The 17,493-nt window shown below is 66.5% G+C and carries 16 protein-coding genes and 2 tRNA genes; 15 read left to right on the top strand and 3 right to left on the bottom strand.

The genetic code is table 11. The features are described from left to right. On the bottom strand, window positions 1-382 hold a 382-nt coding region (locus tag KDJ86_RS13650), incomplete at its 3' end, for a LysR family transcriptional regulator (protein ID WP_291746768.1). 314 nt (window positions 383-696) lie between these two features. Here KDJ86_RS13650 and KDJ86_RS13645 point away from each other — a divergent pair. Both KDJ86_RS13645 and KDJ86_RS13640 read left to right on the top strand, forming a co-directional pair. Then, complete coding sequence (locus KDJ86_RS13645; RefSeq protein WP_291746767.1) at window positions 697-1,695, top strand: FG-GAP repeat domain-containing protein; 999 nt, start codon at window positions 697-699, stop codon at window positions 1,693-1,695. Window positions 1,696-1,744: 49 nt separating this feature from the next. Further along, entirely contained in the window at window positions 1,745-2,542 is a 798-nt protein-coding gene (locus KDJ86_RS13640; protein WP_291746765.1) for an alpha/beta fold hydrolase, read from the top strand. A gap of 145 nt (window positions 2,543-2,687) precedes the next feature. Here the strand turns inward: KDJ86_RS13640 and KDJ86_RS13635 are convergent, their stop codons facing one another. Next, window positions 2,688-3,743, bottom strand: a complete 1,056-nt coding sequence (locus tag KDJ86_RS13635; protein WP_291746763.1) for a 2,3-butanediol dehydrogenase — start codon at window positions 3,741-3,743, stop codon at window positions 2,688-2,690. Between the two features lie 340 nt (window positions 3,744-4,083). Between KDJ86_RS13635 and KDJ86_RS13630 the strand changes: the two genes are divergently transcribed. The 12 genes from KDJ86_RS13630 to KDJ86_RS13575 all read left to right on the top strand — a co-directional run bounded on the left by KDJ86_RS13630 (window position 4,084) and on the right by KDJ86_RS13575 (window position 16,929). Further along, complete coding sequence (locus KDJ86_RS13630) at window positions 4,084-4,830, top strand: GntR family transcriptional regulator (protein WP_291746761.1); 747 nt, start codon at window positions 4,084-4,086, stop codon at window positions 4,828-4,830. A 20-nt stretch (window positions 4,831-4,850) separates the two neighbouring features. After that, the gene (locus KDJ86_RS13625; RefSeq protein ID WP_291746759.1) at window positions 4,851-5,702 is read left to right on the top strand and encodes a sugar phosphate isomerase/epimerase family protein; all 852 of its coding nucleotides are present in this window, start codon (window positions 4,851-4,853) and stop codon (window positions 5,700-5,702) included. Then, window positions 5,695-6,447, top strand: a complete 753-nt coding sequence (locus tag KDJ86_RS13620; RefSeq protein WP_291746757.1) for an SDR family NAD(P)-dependent oxidoreductase — start codon at window positions 5,695-5,697, stop codon at window positions 6,445-6,447. The genes KDJ86_RS13625 and KDJ86_RS13620 overlap by 8 nt, the downstream gene beginning before the upstream one ends. 11 nt (window positions 6,448-6,458) lie before the next feature. Further along, on the top strand, window positions 6,459-7,346 hold the full coding sequence (locus KDJ86_RS13615; protein ID WP_291746755.1) for an SMP-30/gluconolactonase/LRE family protein: 888 nt from the start codon (window positions 6,459-6,461) through the stop codon (window positions 7,344-7,346). A 67-nt stretch (window positions 7,347-7,413) separates the two neighbouring features. Then, complete coding sequence (locus KDJ86_RS13610; protein ID WP_291746754.1) at window positions 7,414-8,931, top strand: sugar ABC transporter ATP-binding protein; 1,518 nt, start codon at window positions 7,414-7,416, stop codon at window positions 8,929-8,931. Next, window positions 8,931-9,944 (top strand): ABC transporter permease, encoded by a 1,014-nt coding sequence (locus tag KDJ86_RS13605; RefSeq protein WP_291746752.1) that lies wholly within the window; start codon window positions 8,931-8,933, stop codon window positions 9,942-9,944. Before KDJ86_RS13610 ends, KDJ86_RS13605 begins: the two co-directional genes overlap by 1 nt. Window positions 9,945-10,155: 211 nt before the next feature. After that, complete coding sequence (locus tag KDJ86_RS13600) at window positions 10,156-11,031, top strand: substrate-binding domain-containing protein (RefSeq protein ID WP_291746750.1); 876 nt, start codon at window positions 10,156-10,158, stop codon at window positions 11,029-11,031. A gap of 230 nt (window positions 11,032-11,261) precedes the next feature. Further along, window positions 11,262-12,188 (top strand): acetaldehyde dehydrogenase (acetylating), encoded by a 927-nt coding sequence (locus tag KDJ86_RS13595; RefSeq protein ID WP_291746747.1) that lies wholly within the window; start codon window positions 11,262-11,264, stop codon window positions 12,186-12,188. Window positions 12,189-12,199: 11 nt separating this feature from the next. Next, window positions 12,200-13,216 carry a 4-hydroxy-2-oxovalerate aldolase gene (gene dmpG, locus KDJ86_RS13590; protein ID WP_291746746.1) on the top strand — a complete coding sequence of 339 codons (1,017 nt, stop codon included), beginning with the start codon at window positions 12,200-12,202 and terminating at the stop codon, window positions 13,214-13,216. After that, complete coding sequence (locus KDJ86_RS13585; RefSeq protein ID WP_291746743.1) at window positions 13,213-14,946, top strand: IlvD/Edd family dehydratase; 1,734 nt, start codon at window positions 13,213-13,215, stop codon at window positions 14,944-14,946. The genes dmpG and KDJ86_RS13585 overlap by 4 nt, the downstream gene beginning before the upstream one ends. Window positions 14,947-14,949: 3 nt before the next feature. Further along, on the top strand, window positions 14,950-15,696 hold the full coding sequence (locus KDJ86_RS13580; RefSeq protein ID WP_291746740.1) for a glucose 1-dehydrogenase: 747 nt from the start codon (window positions 14,950-14,952) through the stop codon (window positions 15,694-15,696). A 120-nt stretch (window positions 15,697-15,816) separates the two neighbouring features. Continuing rightward, a complete protein-coding gene (locus KDJ86_RS13575; RefSeq protein ID WP_291746738.1) occupies window positions 15,817-16,929 on the top strand; it encodes a serine hydrolase domain-containing protein in 1,113 nt (370 codons plus the stop codon). Window positions 16,930-17,178: 249 nt separating this feature from the next. On the opposite strand, the gene KDJ86_RS13570 is transcribed toward KDJ86_RS13575, so the two are convergent. Then, window positions 17,179-17,253: transfer RNA gene (locus KDJ86_RS13570), tRNA-Gln, on the bottom strand. Window positions 17,254-17,401: 148 nt separating this feature from the next. Here KDJ86_RS13570 and KDJ86_RS13565 point away from each other — a divergent pair. After that, window positions 17,402-17,478, top strand: a tRNA-Pro gene (locus KDJ86_RS13565). Window positions 17,479-17,493 lie beyond the last annotated feature (15 nt).

The following is a 17,493-nucleotide window of genomic DNA, read 5'->3' as shown; positions in this document are numbered from 1 at the left end:
CGATCGCCGAGACATCGATGCTGGGCAGGGCGCGACGATAGCGGGCAAGCAGGTCCGAGAGGACATAGCCGGCGACCAGCGAGGTGACGCCGAGATGGAGGTGGCCGGCGGCAGCGGGCCGTTCGTCGGAGAAGGTCCGCCGCGCATCCGACACGTCGGCGAGAATCTTGGTGGCGTGGCGGAGGAACTGGTGGCCCTGATGGGTGATGGAGAGCCCGCGCGGATGGCGCTCGAACAGCTCCACTCCAAGGTCCCGTTCAAGCTCCTTGATGGCCTCGGTCACCGACGACTGGGATATCGACAGCTTCTGGGCGGCTCCCGAGACGGTGCCCTGGTCGGCGACCGCGATGAAAAACTGGATCTGCCGCAGCGTGAAGGCCATGAGCCAATATCCAACAAATCGGATCGTTAGGCGATGCTTGCTCCAAGCGACGGAGACCCGGCGCGAAAATGACGGGAAACCAGCGTGTGCGTCTGTCCAGCATGTCCAAGGCCATTGTCGTTGCGACCGCAGACCCGATCGGAGGCGGTGGTCCGCGACCGCTCCCCGCTGCCCATGCGGGCCGCGCCGCCCTCGGCATCGGATCGGCGAAGGCTGTCGCGGGCGGGCGGGATGCCGGGGACGTTTCCGGTCGTCGGTCTGGGTCAGACAGGCAGGCATGGGCTAGTATCGGGCACCGACGCCTGGAGATCCGAATGTTGAACCGAGTCCTGTCTCTCTCCCTTGCCATGATGCTCCTGCCCGCTGCCGCCGACGCCGAATGGATCGAGCAGACGGTGGCCCTGGACGGGCCGGCCGTCGAACTCCTCCAGGACGGCGACGAGGTCTTCGCGCGGACCGGCGAATGGCAGCGGCTCGTGGTCTGCGACACCGGCGTCTGCACGGAACCGGGCCAGCCACTGGAACCGGAACCGGCGCCCGACGGACTGCCGGGCTGGACGGTCGCCGCCGCCTATGACGGCGGTGGCGCACGCCGCGCATGGTACGCCGACCCGACCGACCGCTATCCCCACGGCGTATTCGGCCGGCCGGAGACTGCCGGGGCCCTCGTGGTCGAGGACGTACAGGGGCGCGACGCGATCCTGCGGCTGCCGGCGGACAGCGTGTTCGAGGACCTCGCGCCGCGGATCGCGGATTTCGACGGCGACGGGCAGAATGACGTGCTGGCGATCCGCTCGTCGGTCAGGGCCGGCGCGCAGATCGTGGTCTACCGGCTGGCCGGCGGCACGCTGTACGAGTCCGCTGCGACAGCGCCCATCGGCCGGCCCAATCGCTGGCTCAGCATCGCCGGCATCGCCGATTTTTCGGGCAACGGGCGGCCCGACATCGCCCTCGTCAAGACTCCGCATATCGGCGGCGTGCTGGAGTTTCTCGCCTTCGACAGGCGGCAGCTCCGGCCGATCGGCCGGCCGCTGAAGGGCTTTTCCAACCATGTCTTCGGTTCGCTCGAGGAGAGCCTGTCCGCGACCGCCACGGTCAATTCCGACCGCATCCAGGACCTGGTCCTGCCCGGCGAGGACCGGCGTTCGCTGAAGGTCGTGACGGCGGCTGGCGGCAGTCCCCGACTTGTCATGGAGGTGCCGATGGACGGCGCCATCGCTACCGCCATCGGCGTTCTCGACGACGATGGTCCGGTCTTCGTGATGGGCCTCGAAGACGGCCGCCTGGTGCTGGTGCGCCAGTCCGAGGACTGACGGAGCTCCCGACGGACGCCGAGCCCCCGTGTCGGAACCAGGTTGACGAATGCCCTATGCAAGAATCCGCGACATCCACGTCTATTTCGCCCGCGACGGGGGCGGAGCGCCGCTGCTGGCGATCTCCGGCTCAAGAAGCGACCTGCGCCGGAAGCCGAACCTCCTGGAATCGCCCCTGACGAAAGCCTTCGACGTCGTCGCATATGACCAACGCGGCCTTGGACGAACGTCAAAGCCGGACCAGCCGTATTCGATGGCCGGCTATGCCGATGACGCCGCGGCCGTGATGGACGCCGTCGGGTGGGAGCGCGCGAATATTGTCGGCCTGTCCTTCGGCGGCATGGTCGCCCTCGAGCTGGTGTTGCGGCATCCGGAGCGGGTGGCGGGGCTCGCGCTGTGCTGCACCTCCCCCGGCGGCGCCGGGGGGGCCTCCTACCCGCTTCACGAATTGCAGCGGCTGCCAGAGGACGAGCGCGCGCGATTGATGGTTTCGATCTCCGACACGCGCTGCGACGCGGTGTGGGCGGCGGCCAATCCCGGCCGCATGGAGGCGCTGCTCGACACCTGGAGGAACGACCCATTCGCCGCCGAACCGGACCATCGGACCGGGATCAGCCGGCTCCTCCAGGCGCGGGCGGCGCATGACACCTGGAAGCGCCTCGACTCGATCGATTGCCCGGTGCTCATCTGCGGCGGGCGGTTTGACGGACTTGCCCTTCCGGCCACGCAAGAGCGCATGGCGGGACGGATTCCCGGAGCCGTCCTCCGCATGTTCGACGGCGGCCATCAATTCCTTTGGCAGGATGATTCGGCGTTTCCCGAGATCATCCGGTTTCTCGGAGAATGAGGACCCCTGTGCTTCCCGCACGGGCGCTCGCCTCGCGGAAGCCCGCCGCAACGCCCGCCGGCCTCCTGCCGGGGATGCTCCGCCCCCAGAGGGATCGGAGCCGAGAGCTTCACGCCTCCGGCGTCAGAGGCGTTCCGGCAGGCCGCTAACTCGGCGAAACCAGGATCTTGACATGTTCCTTGGTCGCGCCGAGGAGCGCGTCGAAGCCGTCGGATACGAGATCGTCCAGTCCGATCCTACGGGTGATCATCGAATCGACCCCAAGGACGCCCGAGGAGATGAGCGAGATCGTCTCGGGGAAGTTGTTGCAGTTGCCCAGGATGCCGATCATGGTCTTCTCGTTGAAGACGAACTGGTTGGGCTGGATGGTCGCGTCGCCTTCCCAGACGCTGACGACCACGACCTGCCCGCCGAATTTCGTCCCGGCGATCGCCGTCGACAGCGCCTGCTTGGCGCCTGTGGCTTCGAAGGCCACTTCGACGCCGCCCCCCGTCTCCTCCGCGATGACCGCCGCCGCGTCTTCTCGCGTTGGGTCGATGACGATCGATGCGCCCATCCTCAGCGCGTGCTCCCGTCGCACCGCGGAGGTCTCAACGACGAAGATGCCGTTTGCCCCCGACGCGCGCGCCGCCTGCACAATGAGCAGGCCGATCGGACCGGCGCCGAATACCGCAACCCGGTCACCGACGCGGAAACGGCTGCTCCGTATGGCATGTACGACCATCGCCGCCGGCTCGACGATTGCAGCCTGCTCGTAAGACATGGAGTCGGGAATGCGATGGACCATTCGCTCGTCGGCCATCGTGATTTCAGCGAAAGCGCCGCCATCCGGTGACGAAATGCCGTGGAAGGCGATCGACCGACACAGATTGTACTTGCCGATGGCGCAGGCAGCGCATCTGCCACATGAGATGATCGGCTCGACGCAGACGCGATCGCCAACCTCCACGCTCGTCACTCCGGCGCCGATCTCGATGACGTCACCCGAGAACTCGTGGCCGAGTACGACGGGTGCCTGCTGACCGGTGAGGGGATGCGGCGTCACGGGGATGAAGATCGGGCCCGCGGCGTATTCGTGCAAGTCCGTGCCACAGATGCCGCACCAGACGACCCGGATCTTCACCTTGCCGGGGGCGATCGCGGGCTCGGCGATATCGACGATCCTCACGTCACGACGGCCGTACCAGAGGGCGGCTCTCATGATCTCTCCTCCAGACTCTCGTGGCAGCGGGCGACACCGTTTCGAGCGAACGCGAAACAACCGCAGAACGCGGCGGCGTGCACCTATTTTCTCTCATCGCAATTTTCTGGATACATAATTGATGACCCTGGACCGCCAAATTAGAGAGATTTCCACAAAACAGCGAAGTGGATCGTGTTTTTCTGTATACAGATTATTGATATGATTTCCCAACCGGTATACAGGTCTATTCATGCGCCGGGCGGTTCAGGCCGCCCGCTCGCTACGGGAGGAACCAATGAATCCGGCAGGAATATCGCGGGGCGGTCCGCGTGCGACCGCCGCGGAAGCGGCAGGGCCGGTGCCGAAATCGGCCGAGCCCGGGCTGGGGCCCGGCATGATCGAGGCATATGGCCAGATACGCCGGGCGATCCTCCAGGGTGATTTCGCTCCCGGCTCACGGCTTTCCCAGGTGAAGATCGCGACGGCCCTCGGCCTGAGCCGCACGCCCGTAAGGGAAGCGCTCCGAATGATCGAGAAGGAAGGGCTGGTCACTTCGTCCCACGGCCGGCAGGTGGTCATCACGCCGACGTCGATGGCGGATCTCGACGAGCTCTATGCCCTGCGGATCAAGCTCGACACGACGACGGTCCGCACCACGGTGCCGTTGCTGACCGATGCCGACCTCGAGGAAATGCAAGCCTGCCTCGACACGATGGTCGCCAACGAGGCGCCCGACTGCTTCGACGCCTTCGACGAAGCCCACCGGCAGTTCCACCTGATCGCGCTCCGCGCGGCCGGCCCCAGGCACCTCGAATATTCGGCCAGGCTCAACGAGCATGCCGAGCGGTACCGGCGCCTTTACCTGTTTCAGGCGAGTTCCTATCAGCAATCCAAGGACGAACATGCGGCGATCATGGAAGGCTGCCTCGATCGCGACGGCGACCGCGTCGCGCATCTTCTCGCCGAGCATTATGCCCGCATCGCCCTGACCATCGTCGCCGGGATCGAACCGGCGTTCGAGCCGTGGCTCGTTCGTTCGGCGGTCGGCACCGTGACCGGGAGCCGTACCGGCCAGGGCCGAAAAGGCGGGACCCAGCAGCGGTGACACAGCAGGGAGCAGCGGCAATGAACCCGATCGAGGAAGTGCTCGTCTTCTCTTCGACAGACGACGTCGTGGCGGACAATTTCGTCGTGCCGATCCTCGCGGCGCCCCTTGACCTTTTGCCCGGGCGCGCCGCGGAACTCACCTTCGACGGCCTGGAATTTCTCCCCAATCCCGATGACGTGCCCGATCCCGGACGGCTGAAGTCCTTGCTGAACGACGCCGGCATCGGCATCGGTGTCATCAATTCCGGACGGCTTGCGGTCCGCGGTTATGCGCTCCTCCACCACGACGCGGACCGCCGCCGCGCCTCGATCGATGTCTTCAAGAAGCTGATCGACCTCGCCGGCGCCCTCGGTGCCCGGGTCGGGCTCGGCATGGCCCGCGGGGATTCGACCATCGCCATTTCCGGCCCCGAGTTGCCGGGTGTCATGCGCGACGTATTCGGCGAGATCGCCGAGCATGCCGAAGGCGCCGGGACCTTCGTCATGCTGGAGCCGGCCGATCCCGGCTACGTCGCCGCGATCCTGCGCGTTGCAGAGGCCGCCGAGCAGGTGCGCGAGATCGCCAGCCCCGGTTTCTCGATGATGCTCGATACCTACCAGCTCGACCAGGTGGAGGACACCTATGAGGAGGGCTTCGAGGCCGCCGGCGGGCGCGCGACCCACATTCATCTTTATGATCCGAAGCACTGGCCGCCGGGAGTCGGCCCGGAAAGGCTCGACTGGCAGCGCATCCGCAACGCCATGGAGCGCTACGGTTTCCGTGGCTCGGGCTCGATGGTGCTGGCGCCGTCGGGCGATGTCGACGCCCTCGCCCGCGAGGCGGTCGCCTTCATCCGCAACACGCTGATGGGAGGCTCCGCGAATGCCTGACGACTTCGGCGGCAAACGGGTCGTGGTCACCGGGGCGGCGTCCGGCATCGGCGAGGCAATCGCGGCAGCTTTCTGCCAGGCCGGCGCCGCGGTGCTGGCATCCGACCTCTCCGCCGAAGGGGCATCCGAGGCGGCGAGGCGCATCGCCGCGACGTCCCCATCCGGAGAGATCCGTCCCTGCACCGTCGACGTCACCGACGAACAGTCGGTCGCGAAGATGGTGGCGTCGATGCCGGACGGCATCGATGTCCTGGTCTGCGCGGCCGGGCTCTTCTTCGGCGGCAACGCCGAGGAGACGGGCCTCGCGGACTGGAACCGGATCATCGCCGTCAACCTGACGGGCAGCTTCCTGTGCGCCCGCGCCGCGATCCCGAAGATGCGATCGCGCGGCGGAGCCATCATCCTGATGTCCTCCTCGACCGGCGCGCATGACGCGCTTCCCGGCGCGGTCGCCTATGTCGCCTCGAAGGGCGGCGTCACCATGCTGACCAAGGCGCTGGCCGTCGACCATGCGGCCGAGGGCATCCGGGTCAACGCCATCGCCCCCGGCCCGACCGACACGCCGATGCTGCGCGGCCTGATGAGCGAGGCCGAGCGCGAGGCTTTCGGGCGCACGCTGCCCGTCGGCCGGCTCGGCACGGCGGAGGAGATCGCCGGGGCCGCCCTGTTCCTGGCCGGGCGTTCGGCAACCTTCCTCACCGGAGCAATTCTCGCGGTCGACGGTGGCCAGACCGCTGGCGTGTAGGGGAGAAAGCAATGATCTTCGCGGAGGGGCTTGGTGTCCCCGAGGGACCGGTGGCGCTGTCGGACGGCAGCTGGCTGGTCGTCGAAATGAGACCGGACCGGGGCTGCGTCAGCCGCATCTCCCCGGATGGCAGCGAGCGAACCCAACTGGCGGTGACCGGGCGGCCGAACGGCCTCGCCTTCGACCACCTGTCCCGCATCTGGGTGTGCGAATCCAACCCGCCCTCGCTTCTGCGCATGACGCTCGACGGAGAGTATGAATCCATTCTGGATCATTCGGACGACGGGCCATTCCTCTTCCCCAACGACCTTTGTTTCGGGCCCGACGGACTCCTTTACTTCACCGATTCCGGCATTCGGTTCACCGATTTCGTGGTGAACGGACAGGTTCGGGACGACCACGATTCGCTCGACTATCAGGGGCGCGTCTACAGGGTGCATCCCGAGACGCTGCGACTGGAGGTCCTTGCCGAGGGAATCCGCTTCACCAACGGACTCGCTTTCGGCCCCGGCGACACGCACCTCTATGTCGCGGAGACCATTGGCGGGGATATCATCCGCTATCCATGGAGCCCGAAGGGCCTCGGCGCGGCCGAGGTCTTCGGCAACACGATCGACCCCGACGCGCCGCCCGGCCTGAAAGGGCCCGACGGCATGGCCTTCGGCCGGAACGGCGCCCTCTACGTTACCGTTTTTGGCCAGGGCGACGTGACCGTTCTCGGCCCCGACGGCGGCGTGCGCGAACGCATTCGCACGAACGGGATGGCACCGACGAACGTCGCCTTCGGCCGGGACGGCGAGCATCGCATCTACGTTACCGAGGACGAGCTCGGAACCATCGAGGTGTTCGATGTGGATACCGCCGGCCTGCCCCTTCACGTCAGGAGCGCGGCCAGGTGATCTCCCTCCATCCCCTTCCCGGCAAACGGTGCGCACCGGACCGTGCCGGGACGCAGTGAGGCAGGAAATGGTTCTCCGGCTTGAGGTGCGAAACGTCAGCAAGAGCTTCCTCGGCGTCCGGGCGCTGGACAAGGTCAGCCTGTCCGTGGCGCCTGGAGAGATCCACGCGCTGCTCGGCGAGAACGGCGCCGGCAAGTCCACGCTCAGCAAGATCGTCGCCGGCGTCTACGACGCCGACGAAGGAGAAATCCTTCTCGACGGCAAGCCGCTCCACGGCCTGACCGAGGCATCGGCCGCCCGCGCCGGCATCGGGATCGTCCATCAGGAGGGCAGCCTCATCGACCATCTGTCGGTGAGCGAGAACATCTACAGCGGTCGGCCGCCGACCAGCTTTCTCGGCCAGATAGACCGCAGGAAGCTCAGGTCCTGGTCCGCGGAGCTGCTCGCCCAGCTCGGCCTGCATATCGATCCCGATTCCCGCGTCGCCGATCTGCCGAGCGCGCTGCGCCAGGTGGTGGAAATCGCCAAGGCCCTGTCGCACCGGCCGAAGCTCCTGATCCTCGACGAGCCCACCGCCGCGCTCACCCTGACGGAGACCGACGAGCTGTTCGGGGTCGTCCGCAACCTCGCCTCCCAGGGCGTTGCCGTGATCTACGTCTCGCATCGCCTCGGTGAAATCTTCGAGCTCTGTCATCGCGTCACGATCCTGCGTGACGGTCACTATGTCGACACGGTCAAGGTATCCGAGACGAATACCGAGGCGTTGATCCGGCTGATGGTCGGCCGCGACCTCGAATTCGCGCGCGAGCCGGCAAGCGCGCCGCCGGGCGAGGCCCTGATCGAGGCGCACGCGATCTCGAGCGGGCCGGACGTGCATGAGGCCTCGATCACCGTTCGCCGGGGCGAGATCGTCTGTCTGGCGGGTCTTGTCGGCAGCGGTCGAACGGAATTCTGCGAGGTGCTTTTCGGGGCCCGGCGACGGGAGTCCGGCGAGGTCATGTTCAAGGGCCGGTCTTTCCGGCCACGCCAGCCGCGCGACGCCATGAGGGCCGGCATCGGCATGGTTTGCGAGGATCGCAAGGAAACCGGTCTGTTTCTCGAGCGCAACCTTGTGGAGAACACGGCGGTCACCGTCCTCGACGCGGTCTCGACAGGCCTGGTGGTCTCCTGGGCGAAGGCCGGGGCGCTTGCCGAGACCTTCCGGGAATCGCTCGGTATCGTGACACCCTCGGTCTACCAGAAGGTGGGCCTGCTTTCCGGCGGCAACCAGCAAAAGGTGCTGCTCGCCAAATGGCTCGCGACGAAACCCGCCCTCCTGATCGTCGACGAGCCGACGCGCGGCGTCGACGTCGGTGCCCGGTCGGAGATCTACCGCATCCTCAGGGAGCTGAGGAGCGAAGGCGTCGGCCTGCTCGTCGTGTCGTCCGATCTTCCCGAGGTGCTGGCGCTCGCCGATCGGATCGTCGTCATGGCCGACGGCCGGACCGTCGGGGAATTGTCAGGCGCCGAGGCCGACGAGGTCTCGATCCTGCGCCTCGCTACCGTGAACACGCAAACCGGACTTGAGACGATGGAGACAGCATGATGCGCGATCTGACGATGCGCCAGACCGCCCCCGCCGGATTCCCGAGCACCGGGAAGTCCGGAGAGTCGTCGTTGGCCGGCAGGATTCTCGCGTCGCGTCCCCAGACCCTCCTCATTCTGAACGTGATCCTGATTGCCGCCATGGCGATCGCCTATCCGGCCAACTTCGCGACCCAGGCGAATTTCTCGGCAGTGCTGCTCAATGCCGCGCAGTCCGGCATCCTCGTGGTCGGCATGATGATCCTGATGATCGGCGGCGCCTTCGACCTGTCGATCGGATCGACGCTGGCGCTTTCCGGCGTCGTTGCCGGAGCCCTGGTCGGATGGCTCGGCTACCCGGCGGAGCTCGGGATATTGGCGGGGATCGCAACGGGGGCGGCGGCGGGCCTGGTGAACGGCCTCATCGTCACGCGGCTGGGGATCAATCCACTGATCGCGACCCTCGCCACGCTGTCGATCTACCGGAGCCTGACCCAGCTCATCGGCGCGTCGGGCGTCACGCCGATATCGAACGCGTTCAAATTCTACGGCCAGGTGAAGTTCCTTGGCCTTCAATCCCCTTTCTGGGTGATGCTGGTGATTGTCGTGCTCGGCGCCTGGGCGGTCGCCCGGACCAAGGTGTTCCGGCAATATTATTTCATCGGCGGCAATGCGCGGGCAGCGCAGCTCTCCGGCATCAACGTCCCGCGCCTGACACTCATGGCCTTCGTGCTGATGGGCGCCCTGGCGGGCCTTGCCGGCGTACTCGCGGCCGCGCGCTTGAACAGCGCCGTCGTCTCCGCCGGGATCGGTGTCGAGCTGTCGGTCATCACGGCCACCGTCCTCGGTGGCGCCAGCCTGAAAGGTGGCGAGGGCACGATTATCGGCGGCGTGCTCGGCGTGCTCTTCATCGCCCTCGTCCAGAACGCCATGATCATCAATGGGATCGGCGTCTTCTGGCAAGGCATGATCATCGGACTGGTGCTGCTGCTCGCCGTGTCGCTCAACCGGTTCAAACAGCGGAGCGCGCGGTGATCAGGCCATTCCCCGAAGGACCGGCGCACCCCGGTTCCCAAACCTCGAAAACCAGAAGGAGGAAAATGAAATGACGATGAAACCGAGCCTATTCGCGAAGGCGTGCCTTGCGGCATCCCTTGCACTAGCGGCTGCCACCGCTAGCGCAAGGGCGCAGGAATCCGAATACGGACCCGCTGATGCAACTGAAACCTACTATTGGGTCTCCAACATGTCCAATCTGCCGCTGTTCGTGGCCTATGACTATAAAGGCCTGAAGGCGGCGGCGGACGAACTGGGCGTCAAGGTCCGGGTGGCCGGCCCGACGGCCTTCGATCTCGCCGCGTTCATCGCAACGGTGGACCAGGTCTGCGCACAAAGTCCGGCGGGCGTTTCCGTGGTCGGCTGGGACCCGTCGCTGACCGAGCCGGTCAACAACTGCCTCGCCAACGGCGTTCCGACCGTCACCGACGATGCCGACCTCCCGGATTCCGACCGGCTCTCGTTCATCGGAACGGATTGGGGGGCGATCGGCGTCGCTCAGGCAAAAGCGATGATCGAGAACCTTCCCGACGGCGGAAAGGTCGCCCTGTTGTCGATCATCAACGCCGACAACATGATCGCGGCCCGCAAAGGGTTCAAGGCCTATCTCGATGCCAAGGCACCTGGCAAGTTCGAGGTCGTCGCCGAGGAAGACGATGCCGCGGACAGCGCCCAGGCGGCCGCGAAGACCGCCGCCCTGCTCGCCGCCTATCCCGACCTTGCCGGAATCGCCGGTTTCGACGCCGAGTCGGGCGCGGGCATCGTCAGCGCGCTTCGCGAGGGCGGCAAGCAGCCGGGCGACATCGTCGTGACCGCGATGGAGCAGTCGGTCGACTTCTACAACACGGTGAAGGAAGGCTACGTTCAGGCGATCATCGTCCAGAATCGCGAGCTGTTCACCTACTACGCGATCAAGATGCTCTACGACTACAACCACAACGGCCTGAAGACGGTGGGCCTGTCGGCGGCAGACGGCGGTCGTCCGATTCCGCCGCGGGTGGATACCGGGCTGCTGGTGGTCAATCAGGAGAACGTGGACAAGATCGTCGCCGCCCTGAGCAAGTAGCCGGGGCTCGACCGGCATTCCATTTCGGTGATCGACGGCGCCCAAAAGGCGCCGCCGGTTACCGGTGATGTCCGCGCGACGAACGATGTCCGGAATGAGCGACAGCAGCGAAGGCGTCCCCGGCCTGCGGGCGGGCGGGCGATCGAGGCGGCGCGTCCGGCAGCCAGCGGTCGCAAGGCGGTTCGCACCGTTTCGGCCCAGCCCTGTTCAACCGACCCTGAGGTTTCAAAATGACACGCACGAAAGTGGCCATCATCGGCTCGGGCAACATCGGCACGGACCTGATGATCAAGGTCCTGCGGCTGTCGGATTCCCTCGAAATGGCGGCGATGATCGGAATCGACCCGGCCTCCGACGGGCTCGCGCGGGCAGCGCGCCTCGGAGTCGCGGTCTGCGATGACGGCCTGGAGGCTTTCCTCTCGCGGCCGGCGGCCGACGAGATCGGTATCTTCTTCGACGCAACGAGCGCCGGCGCCCATCACCGCCATGATGCCCTCCTGGAAGACCGCGACGCGCAGCTCATCGATCTGACGCCCGCGGCGATCGGACCCTTCGTCGTGCCCAGCGTCAATATCGGGGGGCATCTCGACGCGCGCAACCTCAACATGGTGACCTGCGGCGGCCAGGCGACGATCCCGATCGTCGCCGCGATCTCGAAGATCGCCCCCGTCCGCTACGCTGAAATCGTCGCCGCCATCGCATCCCGCTCCGCCGGACCAGGCACACGCGCCAATATCGACGAGTTCACCCAGACCACCGCGCGAGCCATCGAGGCGATCGGCGGGGCCGAGCGCGGCAAGGCGATCATCATCCTCAATCCGGCCGAGCCGCCCCTCACCATGCGCGATACGGTGTTCTGCCTTTGCGACGACGCCGATCCCCGGGCGATCCAGGCTTCGGTCCGCGCCATGGTCGGCGACGTCCAGCGCTACGTGCCGGGCTTCCGGCTGAAACACGACGTCCAGATCGAGACGGTTCCCGACAATGCGCCGATCCTGCTGCCTGACAATCAGCTTCGTTTCTCGGGCCTCAAGGTCTCCGTCTTCCTCGAGGTCGAGGGCGCATCCCACTACCTGCCATCCTATGCGGGAAACCTCGACATCATGACGTCGGCGGCGCTCCGCACAGCCGAATACCTGGCCGCTCAGGCGCAGTAAAGGAGTCAGACATGGCCCGGATCTACCTTCAGGACGTCACGCTGCGCGACGGGATGCACGCCATCCGGCACCAGATGGAACCCGAAACGGCGGGGGCCATCGTGGCGGCGCTCGACGCGGCCGGCGTCGACGCCATCGAGATCGCCCATGGCGACGGCCTTTCCGGATCCTCGGTCAATTATGGCTTCGGTTCGGCCACCGATCGAGGCTGGATCGAGGCGGCGGCCGCGCATTGCCGGAGGGCGCGACTGACGACGTTGCTGCTGCCGGGCATCGGAACGATCGCGGATCTGCGCGACGCGGCGGCGCTCGGCGTGCGGTCGGTGCGCATTGCGACGCATTGCACCGAGGCCGATATCGCGCGCCAGCACATCGAGGCAGCGCGCAACCTGGGCCTCGACGTCGCCGGATTCCTGATGATGAGCCATCGTGTTCCACCGGCCAGGCTCGCGGAGCAGGCAAAGCTGATGGAGAGCTACGGCGCGCATTGCGTCTATGTGACCGACTCCGGCGGCGCGCTGACGATGAAGGGCGTGAGCGAACGGATCGATGCCTACCGCCAGAGGTTGGACCCCGCCACCGAGATCGGCATCCACGCGCACCAGAACCTGTCGGTCGCCGTGGCGAACAGCATCGTCGCCCTGCAGGCCGGCGCCACGCGTGTCGACGCATCCCTCTGCGGGATGGGCGCCGGCGCCGGCAACACGCCGATCGAGCCGCTGGTCGCGGTCCTCGAACGGGAGGGCTTCTCGCACAAGGCCGACCTCTTCGCGCTGATGGACGCCGGGGAGGCGTTGGTGCGGCCGCTGATGGACCGGCCCGTGCGGGTAGATCGCGAGACATTGTCGCTTGGATATGCAGGCGTCTATTCGAGCTTCCTCCGCCACGCCGAACGCGCCGCCACTCTTCACGGAATCGACGTGCGGACCATCCTTGTCGAGCTCGGCCTCCGGGAGATGGTCGGTGGCCAGGAAGACATGATCGTCGATGTTGCCCTCGACCTCAGCGAGAAGGAGGCACGGGCATGACCGATCAGCCGAAACGCCCGCTGCGGTCCCGGCAATGGTATGGCGGCAACAGCAAGAGCGCCTTCATGCACCGCTCCTGGATGAAGAACCAGGGCATGCCGGAAGACGCGTTCGACGGCCGTCCGGTGATCGGCATCTGCAATACCTGGTCGGAAATGACTCCGTGCAACGCGCACCTGCGCGATCTCGCCGAACGGGTGAAATTCGGCGTCTACGAGGCCGGCGGATTTCCCGTCGAGTTTCCGGTGATGTCCGCCAGCGAGAGCCAGACGCGGCCCACCGCCATGCTGCACCGGAACCTGGCGGCCATGGAGGTCGAGGAGTCGATACGCGCCTATCCGGTCGACGGCGTCGTCCTGATGGTCGGCTGCGACAAGACCACGCCCTCCCTGGTCATGGGGGCCGCCAGCTGCGACATCCCCGCCATCGTCGTGTCCGGCGGTCCAATGCTGAATGGCGTCGTGGGCGACGAACGGGTCGGCTCGGGCACCGCGGTCTTCCGCTGGACCGAGGAGCTCAAGGCCGGCCGCATGACCGAAACGGAGTTCCTGTCGGCCGAAGCCGGTCACGCCCGTTCCCCCGGATCGTGCATGACCATGGGAACCGCATCGACCATGGCGTCGCTGGTCGAGGCGCTTGGATTGGCGCTTTACCAGAATGCCGCGATACCGGCGGTCGATGCCCGGCGCAGGCGGCTCGCGCAGGCGGCAGGGCGCCGGATCGTCTCGATGGTCGCCGAGGACCTGCGAATCCGGAAGATATTGACGCGGCCGGCATTCGAGAATGCGATCCGGGTCAACGCGGCGATCGGTGGCTCGACCAACGCAGTGCTTCACCTTATCGCCATCGCCCGGCGTGCCGGCGTCGACCTGTCTCTCGACGATTGGGACCGCCTGGGGCGCGGTGTCCCGACGATCGTCGACCTGATGCCTTCAGGCCGGTTCCTGATGGAGGATTTCTACTATGCCGGCGGCCTGCCGGCGGTGATGCGCCTGCTTGGCGAGCACGAGCTGCTGGACAAGACGGCCGTGACCGTGGAGGGCGCGGGCCTCTGGGATCGGATCGCCGAAGCACCGGTCTGGAACAGCGAGGTCATCCGCGCCTGGGACAATCCGCTGACCGCCGAGGGCGGCATCGCCGTGCTGAGCGGCAATCTCGCTCCGCGCGGTGCCGTGCTGAAGCCCTCCGCCGCGTCGCCCTCCCTTTTCCGGCATCGCGGGCGGGCGGTCGTCTTCTCCTCGATCGAAGACTACAACGCCCGGATCAACGATCCGGAGCTGGATGTCGATGAGACATCCATCCTCGTCCTCCAGAATTGCGGACCCAAGGGTTACCCGGGCATGGCCGAGGTCGGCAACATGGGTTTGCCGAGGAAACTCCTCGAGGCGGGTATTCGGGACATGATCCGCATCTCCGACGCGCGGATGAGCGGCACCGCCTACGGAACGGTGATCCTGCATGTCGCCCCCGAGGCGGCCGAGGGCGGGCCCCTCGCTCTCGTCCGGTCGGGCGACCTGATCGAGGTCGACATCCCCGCACGACGGCTTCATCTCGACGTCGATGAGGGCGTGCTCGCACGACGGCGCGAGGAATTTCAGCCGGCCCTCCCCCCGATCGCCAGTGGCTATCAACAACTCTATCGCGACCATGTTCAACAGGCGGATCTCGGATGCGACTTCGACTTTACCGCCGCGTCGCGCGAGCTGACGACGCAGCGCGCGAGCCATTAGACGATGGGCAAGGTCCTGCTCGTAACAGGCGGCTCGCGTGGCATCGGCGCCGCGATCGCGGCGGCTGCCGCGGAGAATGGCTGGTCGGTGGTTGTCAATTACAGGGCCGGAAAGGCGGACGCCGAGCAGGTTGTCACCAACATCCGCTCCGCCGGCGGAACCGCGACCTGCGTCGGCGGCGATGTCTCGCGGGAATGCGACGTGCGGGCGATATTCGCCCATTGCCTTGAACGCCATGGCCGGATCGATGGACTGGTCAACAACGCCGGCATCCTTCATCACGCGGGCAAGCTGGAGACTTTCGATCTCGCGCGCTGGGACGCGGTGTTCGCCGTCAACGTCAGGGGCGCATTCCTGTGCTCGCGAGAGGCGGTCCGGCTGATGTCGACCCGACACGGCGGAAGCGGCGGCTCGATCGTCAACTTGTCATCGATGGCCGCCGTGCTTGGCGGCGCCGGAGAATTCATCGACTACGCCGCCTCCAAAGGCGCCATCGAGTCGATGACCGTCGGCCTGGCAAGAGAGGTCGGCGCCGAGGGGATTCGGATCAATGCGATACGGCCGGGCCTGATCACCACCGACATACACGGAAGCAGCGGCGATCCGGCCCGGGCCGAGAGACTCGCGACGACCGTCCCGATGGGCCGGCCGGGCAGCCCCGCCGAGGTTTCCGAAGCTGTGGTCTGGCTGCTTTCCGGGGCCGCATCCTATGTGACAGGCGCGGTTCTCGCCGTCAGCGGCGGGCGTTGAAGGCGATCGGAAGAGGCTCGCCGTACTACCGGCTCGACAATCGAGGAGACAACTCCGATGACAACCCGCCCTGGTTTCGCGGCCGACGGCTTCGCACCGGTTCGAGAGACGTTCGAGGAGGTGATCGCCGAGACGCCGGAGGGCGGCGCCGCGCTTTCGATACACCAGCATGGCCGGCCCGTCGTCGACCTGTGGGGTGGCATGGCCGCGCGGAACAGCCCCTGGCGCGAAGAAACGCTGCTGCCTGTCTGGTCGGGCACGAAGGGGCTCGTGGCCGCCTGCCTGTTGAAGCTGATGGAAGATCGACATCTGGCGCTTGACGAGCCGGTCGCTCGCTATTGGCCCGAGTTTGGCCGCAACGGAAAGCAGTCGATCACCGTCCGGCAGGCGGTCTCCCATACCGATGGACTGACCGGCCTTTCGGCCGTCCGGATCGCGCTCACGGACATCCTCGACAGCGAGCGCATGGAAAACCACGTGGCAGCCGAACCGGAACCGGACGATGCCCGATCTTTCGGCTGCTATCATCCGCTCACCTTCGGGTGGATTTGCGGTGGGCTCGTGCGTCGCATCGACGGACGCAGCGTCGGGCGCTTCTTCGCCGACGAGTTTGCCGGCCCGCTCGGACTCGACCTTTGGATCGGCCTGCCGGCAGCCGAGAACCACAGGACCGGACAGCTCAGTCTCGCGCCGAGCTGGGAGGGGGCGGCAATTTCCCCGCCGGGCGCGGCCGACCATGACCCGCTTGTCTGGCGGACATGGGCCAACCCAGATCTCTTCCCAGGCGACCTGCCCTGGAATACGGAACCGTTCCACGCAGCCGAGATTCCCGGCGCCGGCGGCATCGGCTCGGCGCGCTCGATGAGTCGCTTCTATGCGGCGCTGGTGAACGGCGGCTCGCTTGACGGCGTCCGTGTGCTGAAGGAGGCCACGATCGAACAGAGCATTGAGGAAATAGCGCGATTCGTCGATCCGCTGGTGGGCCGACCGCTCGTTCTCGGCACCGGCTTCTGGCTGCAGAATGACGAACCCGTATTCGGTCCACCATCGCGCGCCTTCGGTCATCCCGGCGCCGGGGTTTCGATGCATGGAGCCTGGCCCGAGCTCGGGGTGGCCTTCTCCTTTCTGCCCAACGTGATGCTGAACGACCCAAATGACACGCGCGCTCAGCGAATCCTCGCGACGCTCCATGAATGCGCGAAGAACCGCCGGGATACGGGCCAAGACACCTGAAGGCGGCAGGCAGGAACGAAAACGGCTCGCGGGTCCGACCCGTGGAGGTCACAAGGTCACCGTCTCCGCCGCACCACCACGCGCCGGCATGTCGCGATATTCGCTCTCGGCGAGCGGGTGTCGAAACCCACGGCTTCTCCGATCCTGCCGGGTCGGGGAGGAAGCAGAAAAATCGCGTTTGAGCGGCTAACGCCCGGCCGCGCCCCGTCCATTTTCCGAAGAGTTCACCAGGCACCGAGGCAGACTGGCTGGCTGGGGCGGCAGGATTCGAACCTGCGTATGACGGGATCAAAACCCGTTGCCTTACCACTTGGCGACGCCCCACCGGAGCCCCGGAATCCCGGCACGCCGCGACCCGCGCCCGTATATCGTCTCGGGGCCGCTTTCGCAACGCACCGCAATTCGCGAAAGCCATGCAAACGCGGCCTTGTTTGCGCCGGGAGGCGGGGCTATAAAGCGCCTCGCCAGCGGCCGGAGTGTAGCGCAGCCTGGTAGCGCACCTCGTTCGGGACGAGGGGGTCGCAGGTTCAAATCCTGCCACTCCGACCAATCATTTCAGGGGCT

The organism is Bauldia sp., assembly GCF_020442045.1.
Lineage (GTDB): Bacteria > Pseudomonadota > Alphaproteobacteria > Rhizobiales > Kaistiaceae > Bauldia.
Note: the sequence above shows the minus strand (reverse complement) of the source record. Positions and strands in the feature narration are given on the sequence as shown.

Excerpts from the sequence above, each read along its gene's own strand:
- KDJ86_RS13610 (WP_291746754.1), top strand. The coding sequence starts at position 7,414 with ATGGTTCTCCGGCTTGAGGTGCGAAACGTCAGCAAGAGCTTCCTCGGC.
- KDJ86_RS13600 (WP_291746750.1), top strand. The coding sequence starts at position 10,156 with ATGTCCAATCTGCCGCTGTTCGTGGCCTATGACTATAAAGGCCTGAAG.
- KDJ86_RS13645 (WP_291746767.1), top strand. The coding sequence starts at position 697 with ATGTTGAACCGAGTCCTGTCTCTCTCCCTTGCCATGATGCTCCTGCCC.
- KDJ86_RS13635 (WP_291746763.1), bottom strand. The coding sequence starts at position 3,743 with ATGAGAGCCGCCCTCTGGTACGGCCGTCGTGACGTGAGGATCGTCGAT.
- KDJ86_RS13620 (WP_291746757.1), top strand. The coding sequence starts at position 5,695 with ATGCCTGACGACTTCGGCGGCAAACGGGTCGTGGTCACCGGGGCGGCG.
- KDJ86_RS13615 (WP_291746755.1), top strand. The coding sequence starts at position 6,459 with ATGATCTTCGCGGAGGGGCTTGGTGTCCCCGAGGGACCGGTGGCGCTG.
- KDJ86_RS13625 (WP_291746759.1), top strand. The coding sequence starts at position 4,851 with ATGAACCCGATCGAGGAAGTGCTCGTCTTCTCTTCGACAGACGACGTC.
- KDJ86_RS13585 (WP_291746743.1), top strand. The coding sequence starts at position 13,213 with ATGACCGATCAGCCGAAACGCCCGCTGCGGTCCCGGCAATGGTATGGC.
- dmpG (WP_291746746.1), top strand. The coding sequence starts at position 12,200 with ATGGCCCGGATCTACCTTCAGGACGTCACGCTGCGCGACGGGATGCAC.
- KDJ86_RS13580 (WP_291746740.1), top strand. The coding sequence starts at position 14,950 with ATGGGCAAGGTCCTGCTCGTAACAGGCGGCTCGCGTGGCATCGGCGCC.
- KDJ86_RS13605 (WP_291746752.1), top strand. The coding sequence starts at position 8,931 with ATGCGCGATCTGACGATGCGCCAGACCGCCCCCGCCGGATTCCCGAGC.
- KDJ86_RS13640 (WP_291746765.1), top strand. The coding sequence starts at position 1,745 with ATGCCCTATGCAAGAATCCGCGACATCCACGTCTATTTCGCCCGCGAC.
- KDJ86_RS13595 (WP_291746747.1), top strand. The coding sequence starts at position 11,262 with ATGACACGCACGAAAGTGGCCATCATCGGCTCGGGCAACATCGGCACG.